The 21,619-nt window shown below is 44.6% G+C and carries 15 protein-coding genes and 4 tRNA genes; 13 read left to right on the top strand and 6 right to left on the bottom strand.

Annotated elements, in window-relative coordinates:
- Positions 1 to 53: 53 nt before the first annotated feature.
- Positions 54 to 1,910, bottom strand: a complete 1,857-nt coding sequence (locus L1D31_RS08570; RefSeq protein WP_239836663.1) for a DUF4105 domain-containing protein — start codon at positions 1,908 to 1,910, stop codon at positions 54 to 56.
- A gap of 125 nt (positions 1,911 to 2,035) precedes the next feature.
- Positions 2,036 to 2,521, bottom strand: coding sequence for a DUF3015 domain-containing protein (locus tag L1D31_RS08565; protein WP_239836662.1), 486 nt, complete (start codon positions 2,519 to 2,521; stop codon positions 2,036 to 2,038).
- 345 nt (positions 2,522 to 2,866) lie between these two features.
- Between L1D31_RS08565 and uvrY the strand changes: the two genes are divergently transcribed.
- The 7 genes from uvrY (at position 2,867) to L1D31_RS08530 (ending at position 6,608) form a co-directional block, all read left to right on the top strand.
- Positions 2,867 to 3,511, top strand: a complete 645-nt coding sequence (gene uvrY / locus L1D31_RS08560) for a UvrY/SirA/GacA family response regulator transcription factor (protein WP_239836661.1) — start codon at positions 2,867 to 2,869, stop codon at positions 3,509 to 3,511.
- Positions 3,511 to 5,343: an excinuclease ABC subunit UvrC gene (uvrC, locus tag L1D31_RS08555; protein WP_239836660.1), complete on the top strand. Its 1,833-nt coding sequence runs from the start codon at positions 3,511 to 3,513 to the stop codon at positions 5,341 to 5,343. The genes uvrY and uvrC overlap by 1 nt, the downstream gene beginning before the upstream one ends.
- Positions 5,344 to 5,421: 78 nt before the next feature.
- A complete protein-coding gene (pgsA, locus tag L1D31_RS08550) occupies positions 5,422 to 5,979 on the top strand; it encodes a CDP-diacylglycerol--glycerol-3-phosphate 3-phosphatidyltransferase (protein WP_239836659.1) in 558 nt (185 codons plus the stop codon).
- Between the two features lie 230 nt (positions 5,980 to 6,209).
- Positions 6,210 to 6,283 (top strand) — tRNA-Cys (locus tag L1D31_RS08545).
- Between the two features lie 3 nt (positions 6,284 to 6,286).
- Positions 6,287 to 6,362, top strand: a tRNA-Gly gene (locus L1D31_RS08540).
- A 69-nt stretch (positions 6,363 to 6,431) separates the two neighbouring features.
- A tRNA-Leu gene (locus tag L1D31_RS08535) sits at positions 6,432 to 6,518 on the top strand.
- Between the two features lie 14 nt (positions 6,519 to 6,532).
- Positions 6,533 to 6,608 (top strand) — tRNA-Gly (locus L1D31_RS08530).
- Between the two features lie 96 nt (positions 6,609 to 6,704).
- On the opposite strand, the gene L1D31_RS08525 is transcribed toward L1D31_RS08530, so the two are convergent.
- Positions 6,705 to 7,748 (bottom strand): alkene reductase, encoded by a 1,044-nt coding sequence (locus L1D31_RS08525; RefSeq protein ID WP_239836904.1) that lies wholly within the window; start codon positions 7,746 to 7,748, stop codon positions 6,705 to 6,707.
- A gap of 130 nt (positions 7,749 to 7,878) precedes the next feature.
- On the opposite strand from L1D31_RS08525, the gene L1D31_RS08520 reads away from it, so the two are divergent.
- Positions 7,879 to 8,457, top strand: a complete 579-nt coding sequence (locus L1D31_RS08520; protein WP_239836658.1) for a TetR/AcrR family transcriptional regulator — start codon at positions 7,879 to 7,881, stop codon at positions 8,455 to 8,457.
- A 184-nt stretch (positions 8,458 to 8,641) separates the two neighbouring features.
- Positions 8,642 to 9,724 (top strand): 3-phosphoserine/phosphohydroxythreonine transaminase, encoded by a 1,083-nt coding sequence (gene serC / locus L1D31_RS08515; protein ID WP_239836657.1) that lies wholly within the window; start codon positions 8,642 to 8,644, stop codon positions 9,722 to 9,724.
- Positions 9,725 to 9,774: 50 nt separating this feature from the next.
- Here the strand turns inward: serC and L1D31_RS08510 are convergent, their stop codons facing one another.
- On the bottom strand, positions 9,775 to 11,787 hold the full coding sequence (locus tag L1D31_RS08510) for a methyl-accepting chemotaxis protein (protein WP_239836656.1): 2,013 nt from the start codon (positions 11,785 to 11,787) through the stop codon (positions 9,775 to 9,777).
- A gap of 230 nt (positions 11,788 to 12,017) precedes the next feature.
- Positions 12,018 to 14,297, bottom strand: a complete 2,280-nt coding sequence (locus L1D31_RS08505) for a YgiQ family radical SAM protein (protein WP_239836655.1) — start codon at positions 14,295 to 14,297, stop codon at positions 12,018 to 12,020.
- Positions 14,298 to 14,508: 211 nt separating this feature from the next.
- Here L1D31_RS08505 and L1D31_RS08500 point away from each other — a divergent pair, with 211 nt between their 5' ends.
- The 4 genes from L1D31_RS08500 to L1D31_RS08485 all read left to right on the top strand — a co-directional run bounded on the left by L1D31_RS08500 (position 14,509) and on the right by L1D31_RS08485 (position 20,572).
- Complete coding sequence (locus L1D31_RS08500; RefSeq protein WP_239836654.1) at positions 14,509 to 16,983, top strand: EAL domain-containing protein; 2,475 nt, start codon at positions 14,509 to 14,511, stop codon at positions 16,981 to 16,983.
- A 74-nt stretch (positions 16,984 to 17,057) separates the two neighbouring features.
- Positions 17,058 to 19,601, top strand: coding sequence for an EAL domain-containing protein (locus L1D31_RS08495; RefSeq protein ID WP_239836653.1), 2,544 nt, complete (start codon positions 17,058 to 17,060; stop codon positions 19,599 to 19,601).
- A 14-nt stretch (positions 19,602 to 19,615) separates the two neighbouring features.
- On the top strand, positions 19,616 to 20,296 hold the full coding sequence (locus L1D31_RS08490) for a hypothetical protein (protein ID WP_239836652.1): 681 nt from the start codon (positions 19,616 to 19,618) through the stop codon (positions 20,294 to 20,296).
- 75 nt (positions 20,297 to 20,371) lie between these two features.
- Positions 20,372 to 20,572, top strand: coding sequence for a DUF4250 domain-containing protein (locus L1D31_RS08485; RefSeq protein ID WP_239836651.1), 201 nt, complete (start codon positions 20,372 to 20,374; stop codon positions 20,570 to 20,572).
- A 29-nt stretch (positions 20,573 to 20,601) separates the two neighbouring features.
- Here the strand turns inward: L1D31_RS08485 and metR are convergent, their stop codons facing one another.
- Entirely contained in the window at positions 20,602 to 21,513 is a 912-nt protein-coding gene (gene metR / locus L1D31_RS08480) for an HTH-type transcriptional regulator MetR (protein WP_239836650.1), read from the bottom strand.
- Positions 21,514 to 21,619 lie beyond the last annotated feature (106 nt).

Raw genomic sequence — 21,619 nt, 5'->3', positions numbered from 1 at the left:
CCAAGCAACGGATGAAGCTTGGTTTCACTAGCTTAGCATAAGCAGGCGTACTCTTAATAATAGATAAAGCCTGTTACTTTGGCACCAATATTCTCAGATTGCCAATTTTGGTAACTCAATTGTGTCCGCACGGCGAAATTACGGTTAAAGCTCCAGTTCCAGCTGGCATCAATCTCAACATGACTGTCATCCTGAGAGTCGATTAGAGCCATGTATTGAGTTTGTAAACCGATTCTGTGGTGACGGCCTGCTTGGTAAATGGCGCCCATCTCTAAACCTAGCCCCGGGATCGCATCATATTGAGTCAGAGTGCCGCCACTTACCGCACCTGATAAGAGCGAGTATACGTGGAGTTTATCCGAAGAGCCCCAAGCTTTACCAAATCCACCTTGACCAAACCATCTTCCAGCCAATTCATCGGACATAGGCTGCCTATCAAAGCCCGTACGAATATTCCAAGCCCAACTATTGAACACCCTATTGCTGGGTGCGAGCGCCATTGTGTCGATAAAATAAAATCTATCGAGTCGAGAAGTGCCTTGCTGGTCGACACTCACTTGCGTATCTAGGAAGTTGATTTGGGCTCCGGGTATAAAGCCGTCCTGAGAATCAAGCAAATCGTGATACGCTGCTCTCCATTCAATAGTGGCTTGATTATTGTGTTCATCCCAGTATTGGTAGCTCAATCCGATCCGAGCGGATGCATGTCCTTTTTCCGGTGGGACTTTAGGTTGCGGAACAGGAGTAAATGGAGACTCTACTTTTATTCTACTACGCAGATAAAGTAGCTTGGTTAGCCTTTTGGCTGTCGGATCGCGCTCTAAACCAGAATCGTATAGTTGGAAGTTAAGCCATTCGTAAGCGAGTTCTAGGATTGCTGCTCGCTCTTGATCTGAGAACTCGCTTTCACTTGGGTATTCACCGTGTATGGCTCTTTGCGCCGCCTCGAAGATCTCCTCGTTGGCTTCATTAGCTTGGTGTAATAATCGGGTTCCAAACGCTTCTCGGTAATGAGGTTCTGCCAACAATCCATTTTCAGCCAAGGCATACACAGTGTCTGATGGGATTGCTTGGATTGGAAAGCCTTCAATTAATCGTAAGTCGTCTCGGGCGACATCCAATAGTGAAAGAAGCTGGTAAGAGCAGTTTTCATCTAGGAAATAGTAATCAAACTCTGCCCGCTGCATTTCCCATAAGTGGAGCAAAACGCGATTGACTTCCTCTTCAGTGAGGTTGAGTTTGTATTCCCAGATATCTCTAGATTCGATGTCATTATATTCTCGAACTTTTCGATAGTATGGCATCACGGTATAACGACCGGGGTAGCTACCGAACAACCCTTTGAGCGCAAATAAGGCGGGGTTGTCGTCGGTTTCTGGTTCCGCAGCAAAATTAATGGCAAACGCGACTAATTCTTTGTGTCTCGTTTGGTCTTTGGAATCGACACGCAGCAGAGTGTGTCCAAACATAGAAGAAGGGTTATTCATAAACGCTGTGGGAAAAACCAGCGTAAGGCCTGCAGGGTCAATCACTTGGCTCCAAGTTTCTAGCTCTGGACAATTGAGTTTTGCCTGGCGGCCTTGTTGTTGCTCCAACCAGTGATAACGCGCAGGGTATTGGCATTGAGTCTCTACAGCGAGTTGTTTGTCTTCGGAGTACAGCCGACTGATAGTTGCTTCCAGTTCTGCTTTAGGGGAGTATTTTCCCTCTTTCGCAAGAAAAAACTCACTTTTATCAACAGTACTTTCGTAGCCAGATAGAAACGTCGGCAAATAGTGGCCGAGTTTGAGCCAATAGGAGTGCTTTGAAAGTTGATCGACATCGAACTCACTAGCCATTAACGTCGAAGGTAATAAAAGGCTTAAGCTTAAGCCGCACAACAAAAAGGTTTTCAGCACAGGTGACTTCATCTAATACACAGTCTTACGGTTTGGTTGAGTTTCTTACTTTCTGCGTCAAGACACAACGAATAATAGGAAGGCTTGAGAGTGATGTTAAAAAGGTGCCTAGGAAGGCACCTTTTAGGGGGTATAACTTAAATAGCGTAACCTGCTAGTTGTGCGTTATCGGCAACAACATTGTTTAGGTTTACAAATACTTCTTGAGAAGTGACATTTTCAGATTTGAAAACTTGGGCAAAGTTTTCTTGAGCTAGAGTATTGAATGTTGCTTTGTCCGCTTCATTGATACCCCAAACTTCAGAAAGAGTTGCAAGAGTTTCGCCTTCGCCTTTAGCGATGTCACGTGCTAGGTTATCCATATTTCCATCAATAAACATGGCTAGTTTTTCAGATGAAGAAATAGTGCCAGTACCGTCACAACCTAAAGTACCGAAAGTGATACCAAAAGTTTGGTTACCAGAAGTGCCGTTCGTTGTCGCCGCTAGAATTTTAGAAACCTTACCTGATTGACCGTCAAATACCATAGTACCCAAACCACAACCTACATCGTTATCAGCCAGTGCAAAGTTAGACATTGGAAGAGTTGTTGCTAGGGCTGCCACTGCTAGAAGCTTTTTCATAATATATCCTTATAAGATATCATTTAAAGTGTATTTATTTTGTGCAATTGTATGTATGCACTATGTATTAATAAGTGAAATTAGATTCATTTTCAATGGTAAGCCTTGCGTTGTGTGGCTATATGCAGATTTCTGAATCATAACCGCAGTGTATGGCTTAAATTATTAATTGTAATGTCATTAGTGTACTAAGCGGCAGATGTGAAAATAAGTACTTGCTAAAGTTTGCGTTTGGGCACATATTCAGAGTAAGCAAAAAACGAAATTTGAGTTAAAATAGGCTGCTATGCTGTCATCTGCTTCAGAGTAGATACAGAGCCAATCAAGAAGTGTGGAGATACAAGTTTGATAAGTGTTTTCCTTGTAGATGATCACGAGCTGGTTCGCACAGGGATACGACGTATTATTGAAGACGTCCGTGGAATGAACGTAGCAGGGGAAGCTGAAAGCGGTGAAGATGCAGCAAAATGGTGTCGAGGCAACCATGCCGATGTCATTTTGATGGATATGAATATGCCGGGTATTGGTGGCTTAGAGGCAACCAAAAAAATACTGCGTTTCAATCCTGATGTGAAAATCATTGTTTTAACTGTTCATACGGAAAATCCGTTTCCAACTAAAGTGATGCAAGCAGGTGCCGCTGGCTACCTGACTAAAGGGGCGGGACCAGATGAAATGGTCAACGCCATTCGTGTCGTTAATAGCGGCCAACGTTATATCTCACCTGAAATTGCTCAGCAGATGGCGCTTAGCCAATTCTCTCCAGCATCGGAAAACCCTTTCGCCGATCTGTCTGAGCGTGAGTTACAGATCATGATGATGATCACCAAAGGGCAGAAAGTGACGGATATTTCAGAGCAGCTAAACCTGAGTCCGAAAACCGTCAACAGCTACCGTTATCGCCTGTTCAACAAGCTGGACATAAGCGGTGATGTCGAGCTGACCCACCTTGCTATCCGTCATGGGATGTTAGATACCGAGACATTGTAGTGAATGCCACATTTGACTCGGCTTCCTTTCTTAAAACAGTGACCAATCAGCCCGGCGTTTACAGAATGTATAACGCTGAGGCTGTAGTGATCTATGTCGGTAAAGCCAAAGATCTCAAAAAGCGTCTTTCTAGCTACTTTCGCAAGAAGGTAGATAGTGAAAAAACACGTGCATTAGTCAGTAATATTAACAAGATTGATGTCACGGTCACGCACAGTGAAACAGAAGCGCTGATCCTAGAACATAATTACATTAAGCAGTACTTGCCCAAGTACAACGTGTTACTGCGTGATGATAAATCATATCCTTACATCTTTGTCAGCGGGCATAAGCACCCTAGATTATCGATGCACCGTGGGGCTAAAAAGCGGAAAGGTGAGTATTTTGGGCCTTACCCTGATTCTGGAGCAGTAAGAGAAACGCTACATCTTATTCAGAAAATCTTTCCTGTTAGACAGTGTGAAGATACGGTGTACAGTAATCGAACGCGCCCATGTTTGATGTACCAGATTGGCCGATGTGCAGGCCCTTGTGTTAGCAGCATTATTTCTGATCAAGACTACGCTGAGTTAGTTGGGTTTGTGCGTTTATTCCTGCAAGGCAAAGATCAGCAAGTATTGACGACCCTGGTTGAGAAAATGGAGCTTGCCAGTCGTAGCCTTAAGTTTGAAGAGGCGGCGAAATTTAGAGACCAAATCCAAGCCATACGTCGCATTCAGGAACAGCAATTTGTATCTGAAGACTCTCAAGACGATATGGATGTACTGGGTTTTGCTCAAGAAAATGGTATCGCCTGTATTCATATCCTTATGATCCGTCAAGGTAAGATCTTAGGCAGTCGAAGTCACTTTCCTAAAATTCCTAATGACACTACTCAGGAAGAGGTCTTCTATAGTTTTTTGAGTCAGTATTACCTGAGTCACAACGAAGCTCGAACCATTCCTACACGAATTATCCTTAACTCTGGGTTGATGACGGAGTTACAATCACTGCAAGATGCATTAGGGGACATTGCAGGGAGAAAAGTTCACTTCCACGTAAACCCGACGGGCACTCGAGGTCGCTATCTTAAATTGTCGAATACCAACGCGCTGACAGCAATTACAACTAAGATCAATCACAAAATGACCATCTCGCAACGCTTTAAGGAGCTACGAGAAGTGTTGGGGATGGATAACATCTCACGGATGGAATGTTTTGATATTTCGCATACGATGGGGGAAAGCACTATCGCTTCATGTGTAGTGTTCAATCATGAAGGCCCTGTCAAACAAGAATACCGCCGCTACAATATCACTGGAATCACAGGTGGTGACGATTATGCTGCGATGGGGCAAGCTTTAGAGCGGCGCTACTCGAAGCAGTTGGATGTCGAGAAAATCCCTGACATTGTGTTTATTGATGGTGGCAAAGGGCAGCTTAACCGAGCGCTTGAAATTATCTCTCAATATTGGGGAGATTGGCCTAAGCGACCACGCTTGATTGGCATTGCAAAAGGTGTGACCCGCAAGCCGGGGCTGGAAACTTTAATTAGCTCAGATGGTGAAGAATTCAATCTACCCAGTGATGCGCCTGCTTTGCACTTAATGCAACATATCCGTGATGAAAGCCACAACCATGCGATTGCTGGGCACAGGGCTAAGCGCGGTAAAACTCGGCGAACCAGTGCACTCGAAGGTATTGAAGGGATAGGGCCTAAGCGTCGTCAAGCCTTGCTCAAATACATGGGAGGTTTACAGGAACTGCAGCGTGCGAGCGTTGAAGAAATCGCCAAAGTTCCTGGGATTAGTGTTTCTTTGGCAGAAAACATTTATCAAGCATTGAAACAATAGGAAAAATCCCGCACCATAAGAGCCCTGTTTTTCAGCAGTAAACAGAGCAATACGCAAACGATAAGAGCCTCAATAAATATGCGTTTAAATATCCCTAACATTTTATCTTTACTACGACTTTTCCTTATCCCTGTATTTGTCGTAGTTTTCTATCTACCTTATGGCTGGGCTCCGTTTGCTGCTGCGATGGTGTTCTGGGTGGCGGGCTTTACAGACTGGCTAGACGGAATGTTAGCTCGAAAGTTGGGTCAAACTTCCCGTTTCGGCGCTTTTATCGACCCTGTTGCGGATAAAGTTCTCGTGGCGACGGCTCTTATTCTTATCACTGAACATTATCACTCTATTTGGGTTACGATCCCTGCTGTAACTATGATAGCTCGCGAGATCATTATTTCCGCGTTACGAGAATGGATGGCAGAGATCGGTAAACGCGCGAGTGTGGCTGTATCTTGGGTCGGTAAAGTGAAGACGCTTAGCCAGATGTTTGCTTTGTGGGTACTTATCTGGCGTTATGATGATTGGATGGTTTGGCTGGGGTATGTGGCTTTGTATATAGCAACAGTACTTACCTATTGGTCGATGGCGCAGTATCTTATGGCTGCGAAAGACGATCTACTTAATGAAGAACATCACTAAACAAGCGGGCGGTTGCCCGTTTTTTTATGCCTGCAATTTACTTTGTTTAAGCTAACTTAGTCAAAATCAAAAGAATTTTGGCAGTAAATTAATCAAATTGGCTGCTTTTGCATGTTAATTAGACAAACGATTCAAAAAATTAAAAATAGTGTTGACTCATTAGTTCGAATCCGTAGAATGCATCCCGTACCCAAGAGGAACGCAGAAAAGCGACCAATTGGAGTTACAAAGGCGCGTTGGCAGAGTGGCTATGCAGCGGATTGCAAATCCGTGGACCTCGGTTCGACTCCGGGACGCGCCTCCATTTGCGACACTAGCTCAGTTGGTAGAGCGCAACCTTGCCAAGGTTGAGGTCACGAGTTCGAACCTCGTGTGTCGCTCCAAATTTCAGGATAGCGCTGAGAATGTAGCGATATCCAAGATGGTGTCTCCATCACAAATTAGATTTGTGTGCCCTGGTGGTGGAATTGGTAGACACAAGGGATTTAAAATCCCTCGGCGTTCGCGCTGTGCCGGTTCAAGTCCGGCCCGGGGCACCATCTAACGCATTTATGCGACACTAGCTCAGTTGGTAGAGCGCAACCTTGCCAAGGTTGAGGTCACGAGTTCGAACCTCGTGTGTCGCTCCAAGTTAAGAAAGCCCTGACCGTAAGGTCAGGGCTTTTTTGATTATGGCGTACATAATAAAAATCAGCAGCGAAAGCTGCCGATTTCTAGTCATGGGCTCAAACTAGTTGCGCCAACATTTCTTCAGAGTAGTCAGTTAGATCAGAGCCCGATTTTACTTTCTCTACATAATCTGGGTTTGCGATCAATGGCCGACCGATTGCCAGTAAATCGAATTTCCCAGCTTCAAGGGCAGCACTACCTGTCTCTGGTGTAAAGCCACCAACCCCCATTAACGTCTTACTATAATGAGAGCGCATATACTCAGACACTGTGCCGCCTAAATAATCAAATGTCATGCTGTCATCAAAAATGCCAACGTGAAGGTAGCTCAAGTCTCGACTTTCTAGTGCTTGAAGTAAGTAATCAAACACCAATCGATCACGATTGTCGGCTTCCATGTTGAAGTAAGCGCCAGGAGAGAGCCGCAGTGCGGTTCTATTTTTACCAATGGCATCAACGACAGCGTCTACGACTTGTAGGGGGAAACGTGCCATATTTTCTGCTGAACCGCCAAACTCATCGTCACGAGTGTTGCTTGAATAATGAAGAAATTGATCGATTAGATAGCCATTTGCACCATGGATTTCAACGCCATCAAAGCCCGCCTCTAATGCATTGATGGCCGCTTGGCGGTAATCTTCAACCAACTCTTCAATTTCTTCGCGAGAGGCTGGTTTAGGAATGGTGTATGTCAGCTCACGCATGCGCGGTACACTTCCTTCAACGCCTATGGCAGAGGGCGCTAAAACGAATTCACCGTTGAAAAAGTGTGGGTGAGCAACGCGACCGGTGTGCCACAGCTGAACAAATATTTTCCCTCCTTTGGCATGAACAGCATCTGTCACTTTTCGCCATCCTGCTATTTGTTTCTGACTGTAGATACCCGGGGTGTTAGGGTAGCCTTGCCCATCTGGGCGAATGATGGTTGCTTCGCTGATAATAAGTCCAGTGTCTGCACGACGGGCATAATAATCTACCATTTGTTGAGTTGGTACTAAGTGATTGTCTGCCATGCAGCGGGTCAGTGGAGCCATCACAATTCGATTGTTTAGCGTAATAGTGTCGTTCAGTGCTATTGGCTCAAATAGGTTGTTCATGATGTTCCCTTGTATGATTTCTTGAATGCCCATTCAAGTTATTCTAATTTGAATCTTCGTTCAACTGATTTTTGAATGATTGTTCAAAATAAAGTAGAATCATCACATATTGATGATTGAGATAAGAGAGCCGATGCGCAGCGCTGAATTTGATCGAAAAGACGTCCTACGTTCTGCTATGGATGCATTTGTGACCAAGGGTTACGCTAAAACCAGTATGCAAGATCTAAAAGCCGTAACCGGGTTGCACCCGGGGTCGATCTATTGTGCTTTTGAAAATAAACGAGGCTTGCTAATCGCAGCTCTAGAGCAATACCGTGATGATAAAAAACGAGACTTTCAAACTCTTTTTGAATCTCAGGCCAGTGTTATGGCTGGTTTTGAGATGTACTTAAATTGGGTGCTTGAAGAGTGTGAAACAGAGGAGATCAAAGACTGTTTACTGCAGAAATCACTCAGCGAAATGGCACAGCAAGATGATGAAGTAGAGCGTTTAATCAGTATGATGCTACAAGATTGGCATCAGTCGATTGAAGATAAAATTGCTTTAGCACAGCAAGCAGGAGAAGCTAGCCTGCATAAGTCAGCGACCCAATTGGCTCAATTTTTAGTTATGGGTATTTATGGGATCCGTACTCTGTCTCATACACAGCCCAAGCCAGGTGTACTGCGTGAATTGAAAGATGAATTATTGGACTACATCAAAGCCTAAGTGGGCTGCGATCACCCTCCTCAATGAGTGATAACATCGACTTTCATCATGGTGGGATACTCAATTTTCTGCACTTCTACTTAAACAAAGGCCTGAAAGGCTCCTTTTCTTGCTTTTTATACGTGGAAAAACATGCTATTAATCCTGTTAATTTCTTATTGAAGTATGAGCAAGGAACCTCGAAATGGACAATGTTTATAACTTTAGTGCTGGGCCTGCTGGTCTACCTAGAGCTGTAATGGAAAAAGCACAAGCTGAATTCGTTGAATGGAATGGACTTGGCACCTCTGTGATGGAAATTAGTCATAGAAGTAAAGAATTCATTAAGGTAGCAGAAGAAGCAGAGCAAGATCTACGCGACCTACTGAATGTCCCAGACAACTATAAAGTCTTATTCTGTCAAGGTGGGGCTCGTGCTCAGTTTGCAGCGGTTCCTCTGAACCTTTTAGGGAGCGCTAAGAAAGCGACGTATATCAATGCAGGTTACTGGGCGGAAAGTGCGATCAAAGAAGCAGAAAAATACTGCGAAGTTGATGTTTTTAATGCCAAAACGACAAAAGATGGCAAACTAACGGTTACAGACCCTATTGAATGGCAAATTGACCCTCAATCAGCTTATGTGCACTTTTGTCCAAACGAGACGATCGATGGTATTGAAATCTCAGATTTGCCAAAGACCGACAAACCTATCGTTGCGGATATGTCATCTAACATATTGTCACGAGAAATCGATGTTTCTCAATATGGTGTTATTTATGCCGGTGCGCAAAAGAACATTGGTTCGGCAGGGATTTGTATTGCCATAGTTCGCGATGACTTACTCGATCTTGCCCACGATCTTTTACCGAGTTTTATCAGTTATAAAATTTTAGCTGAAAAAGATTCAATGTTTAATACGCCCCCAACTTTCGCATGGTATCTGTCAGGCTTGGTGTTCAAATGGCTGAAAGAACAGGGTGGTGTCGCAGCGATGGAGCAGGTTAACCGTGAGAAAGCTGCGATCTTGTATAATTACATTGATAGTTCGGATTTTTATAAAAACGATGTCCATGCTCAGAACCGCTCCCGAATGAATGTACCTTTTCAGTTAGCAAAACCAGAGTTAGACAGCGTGTTCTTAGAGCTGGCCGCGGAAAAAGGACTTGTTTCGTTGAAAGGCCACCGTGCAGTGGGAGGTATGCGTGCTTCGATTTATAACGCGATGCCCGTTGAAGGGGTTAAAGCGCTGGTTGAGTTTATGAAAGAGTTTGAAGCAGAGAACGCTTAACTCATAAATTGACAAAGGCTTAGCCACAATGGCTAAGCCTTTTTTATGGCTTAAAGCCGGAATCTCGCCACGACTTGCTCTAATTCTTCGACTTTTCTATACAGCTGACTAACGGCCTGCTCACCATCTTGAGTCGTCCGAACGGAATTACCTGCAATTTGGCTAATGGCGTTGATATCACGTGATATCTCTTGCGCAGCGGTGGCTTGTTCATTACCTGCTGTGGCAATCATATCGATCATTTGATTGACATCTTGGGCTCTCGAAACAATTTGTGTCAGAGCATCACCCGCAGAGTTCGATAAAGTGACTCCCTCTGCGACCAGTTGAGTGCCTTCACTCATTCTAGAGACTGCCTGGCGGGTCTCATTCTGAATGGAAGAAATCAAACCACCTACTTCTTCGGTTGCTTTCGAGGTTCTTTCCGCGAGCCCTCGGACCTCATCAGCGACGACGGCGAACCCCCGGCCTAACTCACCGGCACGAGCTGCCTCTATCGCAGCGTTTAGTGCCAGCAAATTGGTTTGTTCAGCAATATCGTTGATCACTTGGATCACATTGCCAATCTCTTCTCCACGCTTGCCTAGACTATCGACCGTCTCCGCAGTTTCATTCACGACTTCCGAAATACGGTTCATACCATGAACGGTTTCTTGCATTAGTTTTCCGCCACTGGTGGCTTCTTCTCCCGCTTGCCTAGAACTTTCAGCCGCATCGCTACTTTGATCGGCAACTTGATTAACTGTCACCGTCATTTCTTCAACGGCACTGGCGATTAATGTCGCTTTGTCTGCTTGCTCTTTAATACCTGAAGCAACCAGTTTGCTTGTGTCATCTACCATCTGAGTGTTACTGGCCACTTCGGAGGCGACATTGGTGATGTTGGAAAGCACACGTCTGAGAGATTGCTGCATAGCATCAATAGCACGAGCGAGTTCGCCCAGTTCATCCTTGTTGGTTTCGTTGATGGGTGGTTCTGACAAATCGCCATCGGCAATAGATTTCGCTTTGGCGGCAATCACATCCAGTCTCTGACGTATGATATTCGAAAGCCCCCAAGCGACAACAATGCCGGCGACTAATACCACAATGACATTGACGGTTAGCCAGAAGATAATTGTCGACATGTTGTCATTCAATTCTGCGAGAGCTTGTATAGAGTCACTGGTTTCTTCAGTGGCTGAGGTGTTAAGTACTTTTTCGAGTGGTAGGATAATGGATTGTTTTAGTTCCCTTACCAATTGATTTGCAGACATTTTTCCTGATGGATCATAGCCTTCAAATACTTCCTGAGCGGTACGAATAATGTCGTAGTAATATTGTTCGACATCGTCGATTTGGCTTGAAGCTTGTGGGTCTGGTTCCAAAGGACGGAGCTTATCAAGATAGCCAGCAAAGGAGCCAGCATCATCATTAAATGTCTCACGAGCAGTCGGATCACCCATGATATAAACATTGAGAGTTGCAATCATATCGCCTGCTTCGTCAACGAGCTCAAGGTAATAGCGAATACTCGGCAAATCTTGATTGAGAGAGCGGTGAAGGTCGGTACTACTGTAGGCTTCGGTAAAGCGTTTTTCAGCCAATTGATTGAGTAAATCTTCCAGTGGAGCCCCTACATTTTTGGTTAATTGGTTTATTTTTTGAATGGCTTGTTGCTCGTCGGCGGGGTTGTATTTGGTGAAAACACCTTGCTTCACTTGATCTATGTATTGGTTAGCCAGTCCTATGATACGGTCCATTTTTTTGACGTCAGATGCTTTCGCTGATTCTAAAGAGCGGAGTCGAGAGTAGTGCTGCTGAAACTCGCTGGCATTCACTTCAAATGCGTTACGCTGACCAGCATCTCCATTAAGATATTCCAGAGCGTTGGTTTGAAGATCACCTATTTCATCCAAGACGTTGAAATACGCAAGTACACCGGGAACATCATCTGATTCTATATCTTCTGAAATAGTGGCGGATTTATTGACTAGAGACCAGACGACGAAAGCTAATATTAGGGTCGTAATGATGATAATTGAAAAGCCCATGTAGAGGGCATGGGACAGACGAACATTCATCTATATCTCTCCATCGGGAGTTAGATTCCAATGAACTAAGTATGGAGCTTATGACTTAAGGTGCAAAAATAATTGACAAATTCGGTGATAATTATCGGCATGATGCTGATTGGGTGTCATAAAAAATCGCAGCCTAAGCTGCGATTTTAAAATGTGTTAAAGTGGTTTGCTTATCGACGTTTAGGTTTGCTTATCGACGCTTAGGTTTGCTTATCGACGCTTAGGTTTGCTTATCGACGCTTAGGTTTGCGAGCTGCCGAAGGTTTTCCGCCCGCTGGCGGCTTACTGTTAACTTGACTGCCCGGCTTACCATTTCGACCGCCTGTTGGTTTACCACCGTTGCCTGAGTTGCGGCTATTGTTTGGCTTCTTCTGACCAGAACCGTTCATCTTTTCAAAACCTGGCTGGCTCTTGGTGTGTTTTGTTGCGAATCGATTCGAGCCATGTCGACCTGATTTTCTTCGCTGCGCGGGCGTTAATGAATCATTATCTTCTGCTGGGACTAGACAGCTTGGTTTGTCGCCTATCAGGTGTTTTTTGCCCATGCTGATCAATGCCTCGCGGATTAAAGGCCAGTTGGCGGGATCATGGTAGCGCAGTAGTGCTTTATGTAATCGGCGTTGACGCTCACCTTTCGCAACCGGGACTTCCTCACGCTGTTTGTATTTCACTCGCTTAAGCGGGTTCGTTTCTGAGTAATACATAGAGGTGGCATTACACATAGGTGATGGGTAGAAATTTTGTACTTGATCGCACTCGAAGTCGTTTTTCTTCAGCCACAGAGCTAAGTTCAGCATGTCTTCATCTTCGGTACCCGGATGTGCAGAGATAAAGTAAGGGATCAGGTACTGCTTCTTACCTGCTTCAGCACTGTACTTTTCGAACATTTCTTTGAAACGATCGTAAGTGCCCATGCCCGGCTTCATCATTAGATCAAGCGGACCTTTTTCTGTGTGCTCAGGCGCTATCTTCAAGTAACCACCAACATGGTGTGTAACCAGTTCTTTAACGTATTCTGGTGATTCGATTGCCAAATCGTAACGAACGCCAGAAGCTATCATTACTTTTTTTACACCTTCCACTTTACGTGCTGCGCGATACAGATCGATAGTGTGCTTGTGGTCGGTATTCAGCTTGTTACAGATCCCCGGGAAAACACACGATGGACGGCGACAGTTTGCTTCAGCTTTCGGATCGCTACAGCCGAGTCGATACATGTTTGCAGTTGGACCACCAAGATCGGAAATGGTGCCAGTAAACCCCGGAACCTTATCTCGAATCTCTTCAAGCTCGTTTATGATCGACTCTTGAGAACGGTTTTGGATGATACGACCTTCGTGCTCAGTAATAGAACAGAAAGAACAGCCACCAAAACAGCCACGCATGATGTTCACGGAGGTTTTGATCATGTCGTAGGCAGGGATCTTTGCTTTACCATATTTCGGGTGCGGTACACGGGCGTAAGGCAGGCCGAAAACGTAATCCATTTCTTCCGTTGAAAGAGGAATCGGAGCTTGGTTAACCCAAAGTTCACGATCACCATGACGCTGAATCAATGCACGCCCCGAGTAAGGGTTGGTTTCAAGGTGCATAATACGGCTGGCGTGAGCATAGAGAATTCGGTCATTATTCAGCTTTTCAAAGTGTGGAATGCGCACTGCCGTGGTTGCTGCATCGTGACGAGAAGGGCGAATAGCGATAGGCTTCGCTTCAGGCTCTTCAGTTTTTGCTTTGGTGTCACACTGTTCTTCTACCGCATATGGGTTTGGTGGGATGAAGGCTTCTTTACGCGGTTTTTCAATACGTGAAGAGTCAATGATCTTATAGCCTTCCGGCGCTGCTGGGAGGCTCACTACCGTGCCGCGAATGTTGGTCATATTACCAATCTCTTTGCCATCAGCCAGTCGGTGAGCAACTTCAACTAGTGCACGTTCAGCATTACCAAACAGCAATATATCCGCTTTTGCATCAAACAGAATGGAGCGGCGAACTTTGTCTGACCAATAATCGTAGTGGGCCAAACGGCGCAAACTGGCTTCGATTCCTCCGAGAACAATCGGCACCCCTTTGTAGGCTTCTCTACAACGCTGAGAATAAACCAGCGTTGCACGGTCTGGACGTTTCCCCCCTTCATTATTAGGGGTATAAGCATCGTCATGGCGTAGTTTACGATCAGCGGTGTATCGGTTGATCATTGAGTCCATGTTACCTGCAGTAATACCAAAGAACAGGTTTGGCCTACCCAGCTGAGTAAAGGCATCTTTGTTTTGCCATTCAGGCTGCGCAATAATGCCGACTCGAAATCCCTGGGCTTCAAGCAAGCGGCCAATGATCGCCATGCCAAAGCTGGGGTGATCAACGTAAGCATCGCCAGTTACGATAATAATGTCACAGCTGTCCCATCCTAGGGCATCCATTTCCTTACGACTTGTCGGTAGGAAAGGGGCATTACCGAAGCATTCTGCCCAGTATTTTTTGTGCTCGTGAATAGGGGTGATATTGCTGTACATATTTTGTTCTCTGTTCCAGGGAGCGCGAATTATAGCGGCTTGCGAGCGGAGTATCTACCTCAACATATCCCTAGGTTTTGCATGTTTAAGTTCTCTCGGTTAGTTATGCATCATATTGTTATTAGATGTGTTGGCTATATAACAGATTACGGTGCCATATGGGACTAGTATTATAGAGTAGTGATGAGCACTAAACTTGAGGTGGGCGCTTATGTATGAGGTTGATTCTGGTACCGCTGTGAAGGAGATGGTCGCGCCTACTCGCCAGCGAAAGTACAAAACGTACGCTTGGCAGTTGGACCTTGTGACTCAGGAATTTAGCTGTGAGCCAGAAGCGATGAAGCAATTATTCGGTTGTGACAAGCTCACCATTTCGGCTAAGGAACTACTTAAGCTATTGCCTACCGCTCAACGCCGTATGGCTCGCACCATGTTTAAAACCGCATTAACCTCCAACAAAGCCCATTCCTTTCCCTGTTGTCTACTGACGCCCAATAGCCTCTTTACTTATGTAGAGTTCATTATCAAAGCTGAAAGTGAGTTTTTACTGAAAGGGGTTGTTGCACCTTGTTTGGTCATTTCATCACGGATGGTGGCAGCCGATATTTTCTATTCTGTGTTTGAGAATAGGCATCATGGTGTGGTCGTAACGGACTCAGAGACTCGAATTCTAGCTTGCAATCGTCATTTCGAGCGTATAACGGGCCATAGGCTTGAGGATATCCTTGGTCTAAAAACGAATATTTTGAATGCAGGGAAACTCAGTGATGATTATTACCGTGAGCTTTGGCAAAGCATAGAACAACATGGGCATTGGAGTGGTCCTATGCTGACAAGAAAGGCTGATGATTCTGTACTGCCTCAAGAACTGACAATTCACAAGATTGAACCTGGGAACGGCGAGTCGTATTTACTGGGGTTGTGTGCAGACTTATCGAATCAGCTTCAGCGGATTGATGGCAGAGAAACTGGCGGTGTAGATTTACTGACGCAACTGCCATCGCGTGAACGCTTTTTAGAGCAACTCGAGCAAGACTACGCTGACAGCCAATGTGAAGATTTGTTGATCATGTTGGCATTACAACCACAATTTCCCTTGGAGAATGAGCAGGAAGTCAAGCGTCAATTTGCCAGTTATATTGCTGAAAATTCTCTAGTCTCGTCTGCTAGTTATGTTGGTGATAGCCGGTTTGCCGTTACGCTAAAAGCGAGTATGAAGCAGGGGAGTGAGAGTATCCGCTCTATCCGAAAGTTAATTAAAGCTTTTTTCCACAGTTTTAAGCATGTTCAAGCGCCCGTTGCACAAGCACTTAGATTTGGCCTCACCGGCGTCTCTGTGTTGCATTCTGATGCGAAATCACCCAAGCGATTACTCTCGCACGCATTGCAAGCTTTGCTGGAGTTGCACTCAGGCGAAAATAAAAGAGTGAGGTTTTATGACCGTGAACTTCACGAACAAGTGGAGCGTAAGAAACAGCTGGAGAGCTGGGTTGAACAAGCCATATTGGAAGAGACAATAGATGTTTTTTACCAACCGATTGTGGACATCAAAAAAGGAAGAATTGATAAATTTGAGGCCTTGTGTCGCTTTCCTGAAAGTGACACTGCCAGCGCCTCAACGCAGGAGTTGATCAATGTCGTTGAAGATCTTGATCTAATTGTCCGATTGGATGATGTTGTCAATCGAAAAGCTATGTCGGCATTGCCGGAACTGCAGCAATTGTTTGGCGAGGACATTGGGCTGTCTGTTAATCGTTCATTCAATTCTAAACAAGACATTGTCGAAATCCTTCGTCACTGTGCCCAGCTCATCGATGAAAGCGGCATTAAACCAAACATGCTGACGATTGAGTTCACCGAAAGTGCGTATTTTGGTGGCGACAGTTATCAAGAGCAGTTACTGGCAGCGATTCGAAAAGCAGGCGTCTCCATCGCGGTTGACGATTTTGGTACTGGGTGCGCGTCTTTCGATTATCTTAATCGAAACTATTTTGATGTATTGAAAATTGATCGAAGCTTTGTTCAAGATATTTGCTTTGGCAGTCGGCAATATCATGTCGTGAATACCATCATTCAGTTAGCCCAAAAACTCAGGCTAAAAGTGGTGGCTGAAGGTGTTGAAACCGAAAGTGAGTATACAACATTACGTAATTTAGGCGTCGATTGCATTCAGGGTTATTTCTTCTCGAAGCCATTGCCAATAAAAGATCTACGATCGGTGAGTCATTACTGTGTTTTACCGTCAACTCAAAGTATGTCAAATGCTAAAACCGGTACGTTATTAGAGTTGATAACACCTCAGTTACCACATCTTGACCCGGGCGAACCTCTGTCCCTTATTTACACTTATTTTAAAACGGAAACGATCAATGTTTTGCCTGTTATTGAATCCCATCATTGCGTGGGCATTATTAGCAGAGCTGCAATGAATTTGCATTTGACGCCGAATATGGGAACAGATCATGAGACCAGTAAAGAGCACACGATGTGGCATAAGTCTGCTCACCGTATAATGTCTGCACCGGAATCACTACTGTCTTGGCATACATCATTAGTGGAATTGGAAGACTTAATGGCAAGAGCACCGCTGCCCTGGGTGCTGGTTGATGATGAATCACGATTCAAAGGTATCATCGAACATGAAAGAGTTATGCAGTATTTATTGGGTAAGATAATTAAAAAATAATTCTATCAATACCGCCGAGTTCACCTAAGTTTATAAGTGATACCGAATAATATAATTCTTTTGGGTGAGTCTTGATGTTAGGAGATCTCCGTTCTCATGGTTCGATTGCGTCGAACATCAAAAGTAAGAGCGAGCTAAATTCTATTGAATGGCAGTGGGAAGCAGAGTCACACCATTTTTCAATAGATCGTGATAAATGTGTACAACTGTTTCAGTCTGATTTGCCTCGTCTAACCAACAACTTTCTACTTTCTTGTTTGAGTTACCAAGACCAATCTACGTTAGTTCATCATTTTGAAGAGGCACATAAGTCCACTCAGAAAAGGCGATTCTGTTGTTGCCTGAATCTGGCACAAGGTAAAGTCAGCTACGTAGAGTTTTCATTTAGCGGTGATAAACAAGGTCGAGTACTCGGGCACCTTACGCCTCTAATCAGTTTTGATAAAACCAGTGATTTGGTTAGCCAATTATTTGAGCAGCTTTTTGATAACCCTCATCATGGTGTTGTGCTCGCCAATTCGGAAAAAAGCGTGATTGCCTGTAATCGCTACTTTCAAGAACACACGGGCTATTTGCATCATGATCTGGCGGGGAGGAGCCTAGATACACTGGACTCAGGTAAGCACAGCAAAGACTATTATCAAAATTTATGGGAAGAGGTGAAGCGGAAAGGCTTTTGGTCTGGTGTCATTCTTATTAAAACCAAATCAGGTAATACGATTCCGCAAGACCTAACCGTTCAGAAGTTAGCTCTCGGCGAGAGTATGTTTTATGTGGGTTGGTACTTGGACCTATCGAAGAATCTTTACCGAGTTGCGGATGTTGAGCATGGAGGTATTGAACTATTGACTCAGCTGCCCACTGAGCAGCAGTTTACGCAAGCAGTGGCGAGCCGATGGATGGACGAAGCGGCGGAGCACATCAGCATGGTTGTCGCGTTTGTGCCTAAGTTCAACCGTGAGGATGACTTTGAGCTTAAATCTGTTTTGTCCGAGCACTTAGCGAGAAATCGCAACGCGCAGCAAGTCGGCTATATCGGGAATAATCATTTCGTCGCCTGCTTAGAATGTGAAAAACGACCAGGCCCTTCTCAAGTTCGGATTATTCATCAAACCATTCGACGCTTCTTTGCGTCACTTAACCAAAAGGCAGGCAAAGAGGTACACTTAGCTATAGTTCACGGCAAAGTTGGGGTCTCAGTACTTGGTCATGATGCGCATAACCCCAAACTGTTGGTGCCGCATGCCGTGCAAGCCATGCTTGAGCAACAAAGTGATGCTCGAGGCCTTATCACTTTTTACCATGGTGCGATTCATCGTGAGGTCCTGCGTCGTAAGGAACTAGAAGAGTGGGCGGTTAAGCTGATTAAATCGAATGCTGTTGAAGTTTACTATCAACCCATCGTTGATGTTAAAACATGGGATATTGTCAAGTTTGAAGCGTTAAGCCGCTTTAAAGCACCCAATGGGACAATGCTCAATACGCAAGAAATGGTGACGGTTGCGGAAGACTTAGATCTGGTATCGGATTTGGATTGGTGTGTGGGAAGGAAAGCGCTTGAAGACTTGTCCGTGATTCAAGAACGGTACGGCGAAAAATTAGGGATGACCATCAACCGCTCACTTAATACCAAGTTGGAGGTCGATGAAGTGCTTCAGAGCGCTGATGCTTTGGTGCACCAGTACGCTAAAACCCCTGAACTAGTGACGATTGAGTTAACGGAAAGTGCTTACTTTGATAGCGAGTCAGAGCAATCCTCTCTAATTAGAAATATACGGAGAAGAGGAGTCAGCGTCGCCATTGATGACTTTGGGACGGGTTATAGCTCTTTTAGTTATCTTAGCGATTGTAATTTTGATCTATTAAAGATTGATAGGGACTTTGTCTCGGGTTTAAGAGTCGGGACTCACAAGTATCATATCGTCAAGATGATTACTGAATTGGCGCACACGTTGAATGTCAAAGTTGTGGCAGAAGGGGTCGAAACCCGACAAGAACTGGAAGTCATTTGTGGTGTTGGAGTGGATTATATTCAAGGTTACTTCTTCTCTAAACCGCTACCTCTTGAGCAGCTTGAAAGTGCTTGGAACTATTGTGAGAAACTGGAAGACTTCCTCACTCGGGCTTCCAGTATGAGGCAGGTTGGCATTCTTAGTATCACACAAACTCATATACCAACCTTAGAACCTAAAGATACTTTAGAGGATGCGAGGCGCTTATTTACTTCTCAGCAATACAATCTTGAGGTCATCCCCATTGTTGATGGCACTATTTGTGTCGGTGTCATTGGTCGAGAAGAATTGAACCATCATCTTTCGAATACTCTTGGGACAAAGCTAGAAACACCTAAAGATGTGGTTGCTTTGAAAAGAAAGCTTAACCAAGTGATGAGGCGTGACATCCACCGGGCTTCATACCTGATAAAAATGTCTGAAATGCCTGAACTGATTAAAAGTGGTATCAAGCCGCCTTGGCTGGTTATCAATGAAACCGGCCAGTATTTAGGTGTGGTCACGAATCAGGATCTGCTCAACCATTTTGCTAACGAGCAAGTAAGAATCGCTGGTGGAATTGGCCTTAGCAAGTCTGTTATTATCCGCACCCATCAGAAATTATAGCGATATCAGACATCATGGTTCAGCAATTGTTAGCAGTGTTTGCTCCTATGCTTTTAGGTGCTCAATTCATTTTGACGCTCATTTTGGTCAAGGGTGATATCTGCCCGGGTCAGCGAGGCCGTATTCATAAGGTCCTTCCTGTACTCGCAATTATGTGGCTGGCTGTTGCTTCATTGAAAATTGAAGCCATGATGATTGTGTTTGCCATTGCATACTTCTACTCTCAAGTTCAAACCAAAAAAACGCGAGTACAAGGGCCAATGTGGGTTATGTACCTTGCTAATGGTTTGGCACTTGCCTATGTTGCCATTGGTATTGGAGAGCAATCTGATCTTGCGGCTAGTCTGAGTGTATTTATTCAAATCATACTTTTAGGTGCGCTGTTTGCTCACTTGCTCCTCACCGTAGCGAGAACGCGTTTACAAGCTTTTCACCGTATTCTGCCGGTGACTGGTGTGCTCTCAGCAATGCTGATGAGTTTAGCGATTTTGCTTAAAGCCTTTGGCCTAGATGAAGCTGTTCTTGCTCAAGCTACTCAGCCACTATTGATTGGGTTTGCACTGCTCATTACTTCAGTTCTTATCTGGTGTTGGCATATCATTATGTCAAAGACGGTACATAAGGCTCAGTTGGCGATTGCATTATTAACTCTAATCTCGACAATAACGTTCAATCAAGGCTTGTTTGTTCTTTAGAAGAGAAATCGCTCACTGTTAATTTGAAGATTTGACGCTACGCTTGATATAGATGGTCAACACAGGAGCGTGGTTATGGATATGACTCATGTAGGTCGGTTAGACAGTGCGATTTTACTTGGCATTGTTAATGAAAAGCTGAGACTCGAGTGTGATAGCTTTGAAGAACTCGTGACCATGTATGAAATGGATGTCGAAACAGTGGTGGGGAAATTGGATATATTGGGTTATCAATATGATCCGCTCACCAATCAGTTTAAATCTTACGATAGATAGAATGAAACAGGAGGCTGATGCCTCCTTTTTTATACCGTTTTTATCCCTTCTAAATGGCTTTTTGATTGTTGTCTGGCAGTATTAAAAAAGGCTTGAAGGTAGCGTTTGTCTTTGTCTGAATTTCGTGTTGCAGCGAACAGACGTCGCCACAACCCACCGCCAAAAGAGAGACTGGTAATCAAGCCTTGACGGGAGAACTCGCTTATTGCCCAGTTAGGTAAAGCGGCTACTCCTAAACCGGCAGACACCATTTGTACTAGCATCAGCGTGTTGTCTGCTTGTTTCCATTTGGCGGGCTCAATGCCTGCGGGCTGTAGAAAGTGTTTTACCACGTCAAGTCGGTTCTTTTGAACTGGGTAGGACAACATGGTCTCATTGGCTAAATCTTCCGGTTCAATAGAGGTTTTTGATGCCAGTGGGTGGGTGGTTGCAGTAACTAAGCGCATTTCAAAATCAAAGAGAGGCTCATAATGGACTTCTGATCTTGGTTGAATATCAGAGGTGATCACCAAGTCCAACTCGCCATTCATCAGCGCTGGTAGAGGCTCAAAACCAAATCCAGATGAGAAATCCAGAGTCACACTTGGCCAAGCCACTTGATATTCTCTTAGCGCAGGCATTAGCCACTGAAAACAGGAGTGGCATTCGATAGCCATATGCAAACGTCCGTTAACGTCCTCTTTCAAACTGGCTAATTCATTTTCCGCTCTGGCAATGCGTGGTAGCACTTCATCTGCCAAGCTAAGAAGGATTTCGCCTTCAGAGGTAAATCTCACAGGACGAGTCTTACGCAGAAAAAGCTGACCACCAATACGAGCTTCCAGATCTTTTATTTGATGAGACAGGGCTGACTGAGTCAGGTGTAGCGTTGTTGCAGTGGCAGTCAAAGAGCCAGTGTCCCGCAATGTGGCTAATGTTTTCAGATGCTTAATCTCAATCATGAAATCCCTTCAATCTTGCTCGCTGATGATGAATATAACTAACTTACCTGTGTTTTATAGGTGTGTAAACATCTAGACGTCTAAAAAGATGTTAATGATTGAATTC

The sequence above is a fragment of the Vibrio sp. Isolate23 genome, from assembly GCF_022398095.1.
Lineage (GTDB): Bacteria > Pseudomonadota > Gammaproteobacteria > Enterobacterales > Vibrionaceae > Vibrio > Vibrio coralliilyticus_A.
This window is presented reverse-complemented; position numbering and strand designations above follow the sequence as displayed.